Source organism: Chryseobacterium sp. Y16C (assembly GCF_022488405.1).
GTDB lineage: Bacteria > Bacteroidota > Bacteroidia > Flavobacteriales > Weeksellaceae > Chryseobacterium > Chryseobacterium geocarposphaerae.
Genome location: NZ_CP092711.1, coordinates 4,456,229 through 4,470,261 on the forward strand (window position 1 = coordinate 4,456,229; position 14,033 = coordinate 4,470,261).

General features: G+C 35.6%; 19 protein-coding genes. All 19 read left to right on the forward strand.

The window, feature by feature from the left end:
• The first annotated feature begins 21 nt into the window (after positions 1-21).
• The 19 genes from MKS83_RS20245 (at position 22) to MKS83_RS20335 (ending at position 13,995) form a co-directional block, all read left to right on the forward strand.
• Complete coding sequence (locus MKS83_RS20245; protein WP_240581072.1) at positions 22-327, forward strand: hypothetical protein; 306 nt, start codon at positions 22-24, stop codon at positions 325-327.
• Entirely contained in the window at positions 311-511 is a 201-nt protein-coding gene (locus tag MKS83_RS20250) for a DUF6132 family protein (RefSeq protein WP_240581073.1), read from the forward strand. The genes MKS83_RS20245 and MKS83_RS20250 overlap by 17 nt, the downstream gene beginning before the upstream one ends.
• A gap of 29 nt (positions 512-540) precedes the next feature.
• Positions 541-747, forward strand: coding sequence for a DUF2892 domain-containing protein (locus MKS83_RS20255; protein ID WP_240581074.1), 207 nt, complete (start codon positions 541-543; stop codon positions 745-747).
• 66 nt (positions 748-813) lie between these two features.
• Positions 814-1,689 (forward strand): AraC family transcriptional regulator, encoded by an 876-nt coding sequence (locus tag MKS83_RS20260; protein WP_240581075.1) that lies wholly within the window; start codon positions 814-816, stop codon positions 1,687-1,689.
• 79 nt (positions 1,690-1,768) lie between these two features.
• Positions 1,769-2,023 (forward strand): DUF4492 domain-containing protein, encoded by a 255-nt coding sequence (locus MKS83_RS20265; protein WP_240581076.1) that lies wholly within the window; start codon positions 1,769-1,771, stop codon positions 2,021-2,023.
• 15 nt (positions 2,024-2,038) lie between these two features.
• A complete protein-coding gene (locus MKS83_RS20270; protein WP_240581077.1) occupies positions 2,039-3,574 on the forward strand; it encodes a cytochrome ubiquinol oxidase subunit I in 1,536 nt (511 codons plus the stop codon).
• A gap of 18 nt (positions 3,575-3,592) precedes the next feature.
• Positions 3,593-4,777 carry a cytochrome d ubiquinol oxidase subunit II gene (gene cydB / locus MKS83_RS20275; protein WP_240581078.1) on the forward strand — a complete coding sequence of 395 codons (1,185 nt, stop codon included), beginning with the start codon at positions 3,593-3,595 and terminating at the stop codon, positions 4,775-4,777.
• 138 nt (positions 4,778-4,915) lie between these two features.
• On the forward strand, positions 4,916-5,263 hold the full coding sequence (locus tag MKS83_RS20280) for a NifB/NifX family molybdenum-iron cluster-binding protein (protein WP_240581079.1): 348 nt from the start codon (positions 4,916-4,918) through the stop codon (positions 5,261-5,263).
• Between the two features lie 69 nt (positions 5,264-5,332).
• Positions 5,333-6,793, forward strand: coding sequence for an NAD(P)/FAD-dependent oxidoreductase (locus tag MKS83_RS20285; RefSeq protein WP_240581080.1), 1,461 nt, complete (start codon positions 5,333-5,335; stop codon positions 6,791-6,793).
• A gap of 26 nt (positions 6,794-6,819) precedes the next feature.
• Complete coding sequence (locus MKS83_RS20290) at positions 6,820-6,972, forward strand: hypothetical protein (protein WP_240581081.1); 153 nt, start codon at positions 6,820-6,822, stop codon at positions 6,970-6,972.
• Between the two features lie 144 nt (positions 6,973-7,116).
• Positions 7,117-7,965 carry a sulfite exporter TauE/SafE family protein gene (locus MKS83_RS20295; protein WP_240581082.1) on the forward strand — a complete coding sequence of 283 codons (849 nt, stop codon included), beginning with the start codon at positions 7,117-7,119 and terminating at the stop codon, positions 7,963-7,965.
• A 17-nt stretch (positions 7,966-7,982) separates the two neighbouring features.
• Positions 7,983-8,600, forward strand: a complete 618-nt coding sequence (locus MKS83_RS20300; protein WP_240581083.1) for a class I SAM-dependent methyltransferase — start codon at positions 7,983-7,985, stop codon at positions 8,598-8,600.
• A gap of 81 nt (positions 8,601-8,681) precedes the next feature.
• Positions 8,682-10,070 carry an MBL fold metallo-hydrolase gene (locus tag MKS83_RS20305; RefSeq protein ID WP_240581084.1) on the forward strand — a complete coding sequence of 463 codons (1,389 nt, stop codon included), beginning with the start codon at positions 8,682-8,684 and terminating at the stop codon, positions 10,068-10,070.
• A gap of 6 nt (positions 10,071-10,076) precedes the next feature.
• Entirely contained in the window at positions 10,077-10,313 is a 237-nt protein-coding gene (locus MKS83_RS20310; protein ID WP_240581085.1) for a hypothetical protein, read from the forward strand.
• 12 nt (positions 10,314-10,325) lie between these two features.
• Entirely contained in the window at positions 10,326-10,622 is a 297-nt protein-coding gene (gene trxA, locus MKS83_RS20315; protein WP_240581086.1) for a thioredoxin, read from the forward strand.
• Between the two features lie 91 nt (positions 10,623-10,713).
• Complete coding sequence (locus MKS83_RS20320; RefSeq protein ID WP_240581087.1) at positions 10,714-11,289, forward strand: Crp/Fnr family transcriptional regulator; 576 nt, start codon at positions 10,714-10,716, stop codon at positions 11,287-11,289.
• 155 nt (positions 11,290-11,444) lie between these two features.
• Positions 11,445-12,164 carry a type 1 glutamine amidotransferase domain-containing protein gene (locus tag MKS83_RS20325; protein WP_240581088.1) on the forward strand — a complete coding sequence of 240 codons (720 nt, stop codon included), beginning with the start codon at positions 11,445-11,447 and terminating at the stop codon, positions 12,162-12,164.
• A 5-nt stretch (positions 12,165-12,169) separates the two neighbouring features.
• Positions 12,170-12,904 (forward strand): SDR family oxidoreductase, encoded by a 735-nt coding sequence (locus MKS83_RS20330; protein WP_240581089.1) that lies wholly within the window; start codon positions 12,170-12,172, stop codon positions 12,902-12,904.
• Positions 12,905-13,062: 158 nt separating this feature from the next.
• A complete protein-coding gene (locus MKS83_RS20335; protein WP_240581090.1) occupies positions 13,063-13,995 on the forward strand; it encodes an AraC family transcriptional regulator in 933 nt (310 codons plus the stop codon).
• Positions 13,996-14,033 lie beyond the last annotated feature (38 nt).

Sequence of the window (14,033 nt, forward strand, 5' to 3'; positions counted from 1 at the left end):
AACCAATTAAACATTCATCTTATGAAACTATTATTAATCACCGCTATAGAGGAATTTGAAACAGATGTCATCAACATTCTTAAACATTCGGGAGTAAAAGCTTTTTCCTATCAATCTGTAAAAGGTTTTAAAAATAATAAAAACGAAATGAGCAATTGGTTCGGAAAAGATGATATTGCAGTAAATTCTCTGCTTTTCACAGTTTTTTCCGATTGTAATTGTGTTGATGATATTTACAAAAGTGTCAACGAATTTAATCAAAAACAGAAAACCGTTTCCCGGATTCATATTGTAACGATAAATTTAGAAAATGAAAATTTTAAATAAAAAGAGATTCGTATCGCTTATCGGAGCTTTTACAGGAGGAGTTGCAGGATATCTGTATTATTACTTTATCGGCTGCAGTACAGGAAACTGTGCAATCACTTCCCGTCCTTTCAATAGTATCATTTATGGAGCAATAATGGGTTATCTGCTTGTATCGGCTTTTGGAAATGATAAAAAGTATTAATTGATTAATTAAAAAAACAACATAATAGTATGCAAACAAGAATAGTACACGCAATAGCAGGAACCATTATTTTAGTAAGTTTATTATTAGGAATTTATGTCAATCAGAATTGGTTCTGGCTTACAGGATTTGTAGGAGTCAATATGTATATTCATGCGCTAACCAACTGGTGTCTGATGTATATGATTCTCAATAGGCTCGGCGTTAAAAAAGACGGCGGAAGTTGTTCCCTGTAAACTGCTTTAAAATATAAACCCTTTCATTATCTTAGTGGAAGGGTTTATTTTATTGTTTCAACTTCTATGAATATACCATTACTTAAGTCCTGTGATATCCAGAAAAGGGATAATCAGAAGAATAATTTTGCGATACACAATCTCAGTGAGCTTGTGAAAGAAGATTTGTATATCCCAAAAACGCCTCACAAACATTCTTTTTTTCAGATTCTTTATGTAAGCAGGGGTGCAGGAATTCATTATGTGGATTTCCAGGAATGGGAAATAGAGGATGGGACAATTTTTTTTCTTAGCCCTGGTCAGGTGCATGACCTTAGATTTACTTCCAAAAATCCGGAAGGGATTATGATAAATTTCAATGAAGATTTTTTTAACGATTTTTTGTCTCAGAAAGATTTTATCAATTCTCTGCCGGTATTCAGTAAAAGTGGTAAATATGGCTTCCGCAAGGTCGACAGTTGTAAAAGTGAACTGGAATCTACTATTGCAAAGATTTTAAAAGTAATTAAATATGATTCCTTATATAAAAAACAATTTATTCAGACGCTTGTTCTTGAAATAGTTCTGATGATTGCCATTAAGACTAAAGATGAAAATCCGGAAAATGAAATCATCAGCAATAACTATCTTCTCGTAAAATTTGAGAAATTGCTGGAGAAATATTTTATGGAAGCTCATCACCCGAAATTTTATGCCGCACATCTTTCTGTTACACCCAATTATCTTAATACCCTGTGCAAAAAGTTAACGGGGAAAACTTTGGGCGAAATAATCAGAAGCAGGATTGTTCTTGAGGCAAAACGTCTTTTAGTAAATTCAGAATATACAATTTCTCAGATTGCTTATGAATTGTATTTTGAAGACAATTCCTATTTTACCAAATTCTTTAAAGCCAATACAGGACTCACCCCGGCGGAATTCCGTAAATCGATAAATAAGTAAAAATTACCATTTTTTCCTTTTTTACTTCCATAATATCATAAGGGTCTGTGAGTAAATTTGTTGTGTAAAAAACAATCATATGATAGTGGTGTTACGCAATATGCTCAGTTTTATCCTTTATCCGTTTCAGGAGCTCATTAAGCTTTACCAATATGGTTTCAGCATGATGTCAAAAGAAAGCCGGACACTTTGGGTGATTGCAGTAATCAAGCTCATTATTATGTTCGGAATCCTGAAAATATTCTTTTTTAAGGACTTTTTAAAAACAGAATTTAAGAATGACGAGCAAAGAATAGAATATCTCCAGAAGAATTTTACAGAAATCAAAAAATAGAAAAATTACAATATTATGAATCATATAGACTGGGAACTGGTCAATTGGTCGAGAGCACAGTTTGCACTGACTGCGATGTACCATTGGATTTTTGTGCCGCTTACTTTGGGTATCACTTTTATGATTGCCATAATGGAAACCATTTATCTGAAAACCCAGGATGAAAAGTGGAAGTCGATTACTAAATTCTGGATGAAGGTTTTCGGAATTAATTTTGCCATCGGTGTAGCCACCGGACTCATTATGGAATTCGAGTTCGGAACCAACTGGAGCAATTATTCGTGGTTTGTGGGTGATATTTTCGGAGCTCCATTAGCTATTGAAGGCATTATGGCGTTCTTTATGGAAAGTACATTTATTGCCGTCATGTTTTTCGGTTGGGACAGAGTAAGTCCGAAATTTCATTTGCTTTCAAGCTGGCTGGTTGCGATTGGCTCTAATCTTTCTGCATTGTGGATTTTGGTAGCCAATGGTTGGATGCAGAATCCTACGGGAACGAGTTTTAACCCGGATACGATGCGGAACGAAATGATAGATTTCTGGGCTGTGCTCTTCAATCCGGTTGCAGTAAATAAATTTCTTCACACCGTCATTTCCTCTTATATTGTTTCGGCTCTGTTTGTGGTGGGAATCAGCGCCTGGTATTTATTGAAACGGAGAGATATTGTTTTAGCAAAAAGAAGTATGCTGGTTGCTTCTGTTTTCGGGTTTTTAGCCACTATCGGAACATTCTGGAGTGGTGACGAATCGGCAAGACAGGTGGCTGCGACCCAACCAATGAAACTTGCTGCAATGGAAGGCCTGTATGAAGGCGACCGTTCTGCACCGCTCATTGCTATGGGGATTTTCGGGGAACAGGACAAAACCGTTCACAAAAAAGAACAGTTTCTGGTAGAATTCAAAATTCCTAAAGCATTATCTTATCTGGCATTTCTGGATTCGGATAAATTTGTTCCGGGAATCAGTGATTTGGTTCATGGAAATGAGAAAGAAGGAATCCCTTCCTATGATGAAAGAATTGCCAGCGGAAAAATAGCCATTGATGCATTAGGAAATTATGTGAAAGCTAAAAAAAACGGAGATTTAGCTACAGCAGGGAATGAACTCAAAACTTTCCGTTCGCATGAAAAAGATTTTGGCTATGGTTATTACTTTGGTAAAAATCCGCACATGCTGATTCCGAATGTGAAAATGAGTTTCTATTCATTCCACATTATGGTCATTCTCGGAACTTATTTTCTGGTGCTTTTCATCATTCTATTTGTTAAAACTCTTAGAGGAAAGTTAGACCAAAGCCGTAGCTTACTGAGACTGACTTTGTGGAGTATTCCTTTGGGTTATGTTGCTTCGCAGTCGGGATGGATTGTTGCCGAAGTCGGGAGACAACCGTGGACCATTCAGAATCTGTTGCCAAATATCGCCGCCGTTTCGCAAATTGATGCCTATAGCGTACAGATTACATTTTTCCTTTTCCTTATCATTTTTACCACTTTGCTGATTGCCGAAATTAAAATTATGCTTTCCGCCATCAAAAAAGGAACTGAACATTAATTCAAAAAAACTAAGATTATGTTTTCATTTTTAGATTATAGCGGGCTGCAACATTATTGGTGGATTTTGGTTTCGCTTTTGGGAGCGCTGTTGGTATTTTTACTTTTCGTACAAGGTGGTCAATCCTTGATTTATACTTTGGCTTCCAACGAAAAAGAAAAAACGATGCTTCTGAATTCTACCGGAAGGAAATGGGAAATCACCTTTACCACTTTGGTTACATTTGGTGGTGCATTTTTCGCTTCGTTTCCGTTGTTTTATTCTACTAGTTTTGGGGGTGCATATTGGGTTTGGATGGCGATTTTGTTTGCTTTTATTCTTCAGGCAGTTTCCTATGAATTCAGAAGCAAAGCCAATAATTTTCTCGGACATAAGACCTTTGAGGCTTTCCTTTTTCTGAACGGTGTTTTAGGAAGCTTGCTTCTCGGGGTTGCGGTTTCTACCTTTTTTACGGGAGCAGAATTTTCGGTTAATAAAACCAATATTCTGGATATATCTTCATCAAAAATGCCGATTATTTCTGCCTGGGAAACACCTTTCCACGGATTGGAGGCACTTTGGACAACCGAAAATCTGGCATTTGTTCAGAATATCAGTTTAGGATTGGCGGTGTTTTTCCTGGCAAGAGTTTTAGCAAATTTGTATTTCCAGAATAATATTAAAGACGAAAATATTTACAAAAAATCGCAAAAAAGCTTGATTTATAATTCGGTGTTATTTTTAATTTTCTTTCTGTTCTGGTTAATACGGTTGCTGTTTTTGGATGGTTTCGCGGTGAATCCTTCCAATAGAGAAGTTTTTATGGAACCAAACAAATACTTTCATAATTTCCTCGAAATGCCATTGGTTTTAGCCGTATTTCTCATTGGTGTGGTTATGGTTTTGGCGGGAATTGCTGGCAATATGTTCTTCAAGAGCAAAAAGGGGATTTGGTTTTCCGGCCTGGGAACAGTTCTTACCGTTTGGATGCTTTTTCTGATTGCCGGTTTCAACAACACAGCGTTTTATCCGTCTACTCACGATTTGCAGAGTTCACTCACGATTTATAATGCTTCTTCCAGCGAATTTACCTTGAAAACGATGAGCTATGTTTCATTGCTGGTTCCATTTGTTGTGGCATATATTGCTTTGGTATGGAAAAAAATGGATTCTAAAGAAATATCTTCTGAAGAGCTTAAGGATTCCGAAAATCATATTTACTAATTCAAAAAAATTAAAACAATGTATTTCAAAGAAATCTTACAATTTATTTCACTTCCGGTGATGATTTATGTGTCTTACCGACTCACATTGTGGCTGTTCAAAAAATTAGAAAAAGAAGGGAAACTCAAATAAGAAGTTATGAAAATTATTATTCCCACCAACGACCGCGAAACCATCGCTGTTCATACCGGAAGATGCAAAGAATTTGGTTTTTATGAAATCGAAAACGGAAATATGGTTTTAGAATCATTTGTTCCCAATCCGCATCAACATCAGGATGAAGACTGCTGTAGAACGCATTCCGGAGAACATTGTCACGACGACCATAGTGAACTTGTGGAGTTGTTTTCTAAAGGAGATTTGTTGATGTATTATGCAATGGGAAAACGTTTGCGCACAGAATTGAAGAATAACGAAATTCCGTTTGAAAAAGCATCATTTGTCAATATTCAGGAAATTATTGATGCTGTCTTGAAACAAAAATAACCTTATGTAATAAAGGTCACATTCCAACTCAGTTTCACTTATTACATTTAAAATTAAAAAAAAAATACGATGTCAAAAATAGTCATACTCGGAGCGGGAATTGCGGGACATACCGCTGCAGCACATCTGAGAAGAAAACTAGGGAAGGAGCATGAGGTTCTTGTGGTTTCTCCCAACAGTAATTATCAATGGGTTCCGTCCAACATTTGGGTAGGAATCGGAAGAATGAAGCCGAAAGATGTCATTTTTCCGCTGGAACCTTTGTATAAAAAGAAAGGTATCGGATTTAAACAGGCAAAAGGAATCAGTTTTTTCCCTGAAGGAAGTCTTGAAGAACCGAAATCGCATATTCTCGCCGAATATGTTGTCGGCAATAAAAAAGGGCAGCAGGAGAGAATCTCGTATGATTATCTCATCAATGCAACGGGTCCAAGATTAGCATTTGACCAAACCGAAGGGTTGAATCCCGGCGAAAATGAAATGTATTCTGTCTGCACTTACGGCCACGCACAACACGCAGCAGAAGGTTTGAAACTTTTGGAAGAAAAGCTGAAAAAATCGGATAAAAAATTGAAAGTCCTTATAGGAACAGGACATCCAAAGGCAACGTGCCAAGGTGCAGCATTCGAATATATACTGAATGTCGAAAATGAGCTTCGTCGGAAAAAATTGCGGAATAAAGTAGAAATTACATGGATCTCTAATGAAAACGAACTTGGCGATTTCGGGATGGATGGTGTGCTTTTGGCTTATAAAGGAATGCGGATGAAATCCTCTGAAATGGTAGAAATGATTTTTGAAGACCGGGACATCAAGTGGATTTTGAAAGCTGGTGTTAAGAAAATAGAACCCGGAAAGGTGCATTATGAAACGCTTGACGGAGAATATAAAACGGAAGATTATGATTTCGGGATGTTGATTCCGGCATTTGCAGGACATCCTTTCAAAGCGTATGATCAAAACGGAAATGATGTTACTTCGAAACTTTTCAAAGGTTTTATGATTGTAGATGCCGATTATACGGAAAAACCTTACGAAGAATGGAAAGTGCAGGACTGGCCGGAAACGTATCAGAATCCGAGTTACCCGAATATTTTTGCTCCGGGAATTGCCTTTGCACCACCGCATTCCATCTCCAGACCGAGATTTAGCAAGAACGGAAATCCAATTTTTCCTTCTCCGCCTAGAACCGGAATGCCTTCCGGAATTACTGCAAAATTGGTTGCAGATAATATTATTGCAGAAATCAAACATGGAAAATCAGCGCACCTTCACAAAGGTTCGCTCGGAAATATGGGAGCAGCCTGTATTGCTTCGGCAGGTTTTGGCTTAACAAAAGGTTCGGCAGTCAGTATCACGACGTATCCGATTGTTCCGGATTACGTGAAATACGAGAAGACTGGTGGTAGAGATATTCAGAAAACTTTTGGAGATATTGGATTAGCGGGTCATTGGGTGAAATATTCGCTACACATCGGCTTCTTATGGAAAGCCAAAATGAAACCTTTTTGGTGGCTGATTCCGGAATAAAATTTCAATTTAAAAAATTCAAAATTATGTCAGAAAGAATATCGAAATGGGAAAAATTCAAAATGCAGAATCCCATTCTTCAGTTTGTTAAATTCTTGTTTTTAAATGTCAAAATTATGACCATTGTCGGAAAGGGACATGGCGGAACTAGAGGTAATGATTATGTAAAAGAAAATTGAATAATGGAGGTCATAAGACGTTTTCATATCAATAAATATCCTATTTAAAAAAAATTTCACTTTCATGTAAGTCTCACATATTTTTCCGATTAGGCAGATAATAAAATTTTAATCTGCAAAATCGGGATTATCAGTCCGAACATCATGTTTTTCAGTAAGCAATTAAATGATGACCACAATAAAAATACACAAATGTTAACGGGATATATTTTAGCCATTTTAGTAGGAGTTTCCCTCGGGTTAATAGGAAGTGGCGGATCTATTCTTACCGTTCCTATTATGGTATATATATTGGGTGTTTATCCTATTTCAGCAACGGGATATTCATTATTTGTGGTAGGAATTACCTCTTTATTAGGGGGAATCAAAAGTTTTAATCATCAGAAGATAGAATTTAAAGCCGTTTTGTTTTTTGGGATTTCCTCCATTACTACCGTATATCTGACCAGAGCATATCTTATGCCTTTGATTCCTGAAATTGTTTTGAGAACAGGAGATTTTCAGCTTACTAAACCTGTTGTTCTGATGATTATTTTTGCTATTATCATGGTTTCCGCTTCCTTATCGATGATTCGACCGTGTAAAGACTGTGAAGAGCATATAGGTGATTCAAAACCCGATTTTAATTATCTGATGATTGTATTGATGGGAGCATTGGTAGGAATTGTTACCGGATTGGTGGGAGCCGGAGGTGGTTTTCTCATCATTCCTGTTCTTGTTTTTTTTGCAAAACTCCCCATGAAATCGGCAGTAGGAACTTCTCTTTTTATTATTGCAATCAATTCTGCAATTGGTTTTATAGGGTTTATTACCCATGAACATTCGGTAATAGACTGGAGTCTGCTTATAAAATTTACTTTATTGGCTGTTGCAGGAATTTTTATCGGGATATTTTTATCTGGGAAGATTTCAGGAGAAAAACTCAAAACAGGTTTCGGATGGTTTGTGCTAGTAATGGGATTTTATATTATCACAAAAGAATTAATTTTATAAATAAAGAATGATTGAATATGGCTCAAAATGATTTTTGGAACGAACGTTATTGTAATGAAGAGTATATCTATGGAACGCTTCCTAATGAATATCTAAAAGAAAAATTAAAAAATTTGAAACCTGGTAAAATTCTTTTTCCTGCAGAAGGAGAGGGTAGGAATGCAGTCTATGCAGCAATAAAAGGATGGGAATCTAAAGCATTTGACCAAAGTGAAGAAGGAAAGAAAAAAGCACTTCTATGGGCTGGCGAAAACAATACAGAGATTTTTTATACCGTATCTAACGTAGAAAATATAGAATATCCAAATTCTTCTTTTGATGCTTTAGCTATGATTTACGCCCATTTTCCGGGAGGTCATAGAAGAGATTTTCACCAAAAACTCTCCCGATTTATAAAGCCGGGAGGTTATCTCATATTGGAAGGATTTTCTAAGCTTCAGCAAGAATTTCAGCAAAGAAATCCACAATCGGGAGGACCGAGAGATTCTGAAATGCTGTATGACCTTGAAGAATTAAAAAAAGATTTTGAAAATTTTGAGATAAAGGAAGCTATTGTAAAAACAATTGTGCTCAACGAAGGAGATCATCATAAAGGTGAAGCATCTGTGGTGAGAATTTTTGCTGTTAAAAAGTAATTTTTCTTATGTAATCGAAATCACTGAAAAAGAAAACGGTAAGACATAACTTTGTATTGGTAAACATTAAAAATTAATAGTATGTTTTTTCAGCATATATATGATAAAAGTCTTGCTCAGGCAAGTTACCTGATTGGTTGTCAGGCAAAAGGTGAAGCTATTGTCATTGATGCTAAAAGAGATATTGATACCTACGTTGAGATTGCCAAAGAAAAAAATCTGACTATTACCCACATCACAGAAACACATATTCACGCCGATTTTTTGTCAGGCTCTCGGGAACTTTCGGAAGTAACCGGAGCAAAAATGTATCTTTCAGATGAAGGTGGCGTAGATTGGCAATATGAATTTCCGCATATAGGTTTAAAAAACGGAGAAGTAATCAATGTTGGCAATCTCACGCTAAAAGTGATTCACACACCGGGACATACTCCCGAAAGTATCAGCTTTTTATTAACAGACCATTCTGCGACAGATGAACCGGTAATGATTTTTACAGGAGACTTTGTGTTCGTGGGCGACATCGGAAGACCGGATTTATTGGAGAAAGCTGCCGGAATTACAGGAACCCAGGAAACAGGAGCGAAAGAAATGTTTCATTCTGTTCAGGATTTCAGCAAGCTGCCAGAGTTTATTCAGGTTTGGCCGGGGCACGGTGCCGGTTCTGCTTGTGGTAAGTCTTTGGGGTCGGTTCCAAGCTCAACGGTTGGTTATGAGAAAATCAGAAACTGGGCTTTTCAGTATGAAGAAGATGAGGAAGGCTTTATAGAATATCTGCTGGAAGGACAGCCTGAGCCTCCAAAATATTTTGCCACGATGAAGAAGCTCAATAAGGAGGAAAGACCTTTATTAACAGAAGTTCCAAAACATAAAAAACTTTCCAAGGACGAGTTTTTGAAGGCTTACAACAGCGGAGTAAAAGTGATTGATACCAGGAATAAAGTTGATTTTGCAGAAGCTTTTATTCCGGAAAGTATTAATGTTCAAGGAAACAATTCTTTTTCGACGTGGATGGGCTGGCTGGTTAATTATTCCGAGCCTTTCATTTTGGTCGCTCAAGAAGAACAGATGGAAGACCTTACCCGAAAGCTGATGAGAATCGGTATGGATCAGATGGGCTATATTGATGATGTGAAAAATCTGGGATTGGATTTGCAAACTGCTGATGTTATTGATATTGCAGATTTTAAAACTTATTTGAACAGAGAAGATGTTCAGGTGGTGGATGTACGGAACAAAACCGAATATGAAACAGTACATATCGAAAATGCAGAAAATGTTTTTGTGGGAACATTGGAAGAGAATTTAGACAAAATCTCTCGTGATAAACAGGTAGTTATCCATTGCCAAAGTGGTGACAGAGCAGCGATTGCGTATTCTTTACTAAAGAAAAACGGTTTCGGTAATGTTAAAAACTTTTCTGGCGGAATGAAAGAATGGTTAGAAAATGATAATGTTATTACCAAATAAAAAGAAATGATACAAAATATATTGAAAAACTGGAATTTTGTACGGTTGCTTCGTTTGGCAATGGGAATTTTCCTTGTTGTGGAAGCCGTAAAATCCGGGATGTGGATTTTGGTTGCTGTTGGAGCAGTTTTTGTTGCAATGCCATTGTTGAATATCGGCTGTTGTACAACAGGAAATTGTTCTGTACCGACTCGCGATTCAAAAAAAACAAATGATAAGGTGGAATATGAGGAAATTAAATAAAAATATAGCAAAATGAATAAATTTCAGGAACTTATCAACCAGGACAAACCTGTTTTAGTGGATTTCTTTGCAGAATGGTGTGGTCCTTGCAAAATGCAGGCTCCCATTCTTCAGGATTTGAAAAAAAATATAGGCGATACGGCAAGTATCATCAAGATTGACGTCGATAAAAATCAGGCAGTTGCTGCACAGTTCGGAATCCGAAGTGTTCCGACGCTGATGATTTTCAAGAGCGGTGAAGTCAAATGGAAGCAATCCGGTGTTTTTCAGGCGGATGAACTGGAGAAATTAATCAGGCAAAACAGATAAGATAATAAAAACCTGATTGTTGTATTTTTCTCATTGTATTGAAGGGGGTGCGAAAAAGCTCAGAGTAATAATAACAAAAACAATCTTTTTAATGACAGAACTATATAATTATTTGAACTCTGTTTCTCCAATCAAAGATGAAACCTGGAAGAAAGTAAAAGAGATGTTTACGGAAAAAACATTAAAAAAAGGCGATTATTTTATTAAAGATGGAGAAATGGCCAAACAAATAGGATTTCTAACCAATGGAATTATTAGGGCTTTTTATAGAAATAATGAAGGAACAGAATATAATAAATACTTCTTTTTAGCCAATAACTTTGTTGCAGGATACTCATCTTTAATCACTAATGAACCTAATAAAATCAATCAGCAGGCTCTTACCGACTGTCGGTTATTGATAATAAATTACGCTGATGTGGTAAGCCTTTACGAAAGCTATCAAGATTTCGAACGTTTTGGAAGAAAACTTGCCGAACTATTCTTTGTGCACAAGGAAGAAAGAGAAGTTGATCTTGTAATGCTGGATGCAGATAAACGCTACCTTATTTTTCAACAAAATTTCCCCTGTCTGGAACAAATGATTCCTCAGTATCATATTGCTTCCTATCTAGGAATTACACCAACACAGCTTAGCCGAATCAGAAGAAATCTGGTAAAAAAATGATTCCTTTACATATGTAAATGGATAGAACAACCGTTCTTTTTTTCTTTGTTCCATAATTCAAATTAAACATTATTATGGTACAAAAGTCAATGCTCGCAATTATCAGCCTATTGTGTTTCTCGTCTGTATTCTCTCAAAAGAAAGTTCTTTTTGTGATGAGTGCTGCTAAAGAACTTCAATTAAAAAATGGCAAAACATATACGGAAACAGGTGTTTTTTTAAGCGAATTTTATTTAGCATATAGAGAAATTATAGGTTTAGGGTATGAAGTAGATTTTGCAACCCCTTTCGGTATAAAACCATCTATTGATAAAGAAAGTTTAAATAAAAAATATTGGAAAGGAAGAAATTCTCCTTTAGATGAAGACAAATATTTTGTTCAGAATAATGAAAAGTTTAATACTCCGAAAACACTCGAAAATAGTTTGGAAAATATAAATCAATATTCTGGAATAATAATTCCTGGTGGCCAGGGTCTAATGGCAGATTTAATATATGATAAGAAAATTAAAAGGCTTTTAAAAGAATTTTCAAACAATGGAAAAGCAATCGGTTTAATTTGCCACGCTCCGGCATTGATACTCTCTATTCCTAAAGAAGAAAACCCCTTTATCGGTTATAAGGTTAACTCTGTAACAGGATTGGAGGAGCTTTTTATTGAAAATTTTGTGATGAAAGGCAAACCCGAAAATAGGAAAATATCCCAACAACTCAAAAAAATGGGTTTGAAACACAAAAAAGGAGGTCCGGCAGCTAATTTTGCAATTCGAGACAGAGAACTTATAACAGGCCAAAACCCGTATTCTAACCAGGCATTTATAAAATTATATTCGGAAGCATTGAAAGAATATGAATTAAAAAACACTTTGAAATAGACCCTATGAAATTATCTAATAATACCATTTTAATAACAGGCGGAACTTCAGGAATTGGTTTTGAAATAGTTCAGCAATTTTATAATCTTGATAATAAATTAATTGTTACTTCCAGCAATCAACACAATCTGGACGAACTTAAAATTCAATTTCCTAAAATTGAAATACTGCTTTGTAATTTAAGCGATAACATTTCAGTAATCAACTTAATCAACCAATGCTTGGAAAAACATAATGACATTAATGTTGTAATTAACAATGCAGGTATCCAAAATAATTACAACTGGCTGGATGAACAAGATGGTCACAGAAAAATTGAAAATGAGATACAAATAAATTTTACAAGTCCAATGCAGATTGTTTATGGATTACTCCCAATATTAGCATTAAAACAAACTGCAGCAATTGTTAATATTTCATCGGGACTTGCATTGGCTCCAAAAAAATCAGCGCCTATTTATTGTGCAACAAAAGCTGCAATTCACAATGCAACAAAAGCACTTCGTTACCAATTAGAGAATACAACGGTTAAAGTATTTGAAATACTGCCACCGCTGGTTGATACAGCAATGACAGAAGGGCGCGGAAAAGGTAAAATTACCCCCAAACAACTTGTAAATGAATTTTTAATCAATTTCACAAAAGATAGATTTGAAAGTAATATAGGTAAAGTAAAACTTTTAAAATTCATACAGCGAATATTACCTAAACTTGCTAATAACCTAATGAAGAACGGATAGTAATCAAACCACCTAATAAAAAAATGCGATTGCAGAAATAGCAGATAAACAAGTAACTGATTTTTATTTTAGTAGTTTTATTTTTTTTGTTTAATTTACCTAAATAAAAAATACTGATAATTTTACTTTTATTAGTTGATAATAATTCCAATCTATAAATGTTTCAAAAATCATTACTTCATAGTGTAGAGCTTTCTCACGAAAAATCACTTCAGACTTTGATTGAGAACCGTTCCGTTTTTTCACTGGAAAACTGTGAATTGAGTCTCTTTGAAACACATCAGTATTCGGAAAAAGTTCCTTTAGAATTTAATGATTTTGTTGTAACAAGTATGCTGAGAGGCAAAAAACGAATTCATTATCAGGATAGAACGCCATTTGAGTATCTTCCGGGAGAAACGTTTATTGTTCCTCCAAAATCAGGTTTTAAAGTAGATTTTCCGGAAGCTTCCGAAAACAGACCGACGCAGTGCATTGCTTTGGCAATTGATAAAAGAATTATTGATGATACGTTGGATTTTCTGAATGATAAATTTCCGAAAGAAGGAACAGCCAATTTATGGAGAATTGATTTTGAAACGTATTATTTTTACAACAGTCAGGATTTAGCGAATGCTATCAACAAAATAGCGAAAGAATGTATGAGCGAAAATGTTGCGAAAGATGCGCTTTCATATCTGAGTTTGCAGGAATTGATTATTCGGATTGTACAGACACAAACTGCAAAACGACTCGACCAAAACCAGTTTTTGGTTATGGAAGCCAATAGTCCGATCGCTTCTTCCGTCGATTATATCCGAAAACACATTGGTGAACCGATTCAGATGAAAGAACTCAGCAAATACGCTTGTATGAGTTCGAGTACATTTTACCGTAATTTTAAAAGAGAATTGGGTATGAGTCCGGCGGAATTTATCATTAAAGAAAAAATAAAATATGCCAAAAGACTTTTAAACAATCCTTATATTCATATCAATGAGGTTTCGTTTGCAACGGGTTTTGAAGACAGTAATTATTTTATCCGGATGTTCAAAAAGTACGAAGGTATTACGCCGAAACAATATCAGCTGATGAACACTTCTGTTTCGTAAAAAGAAAAAACATCTTAAAAAAGATGTTTTTATGTAGA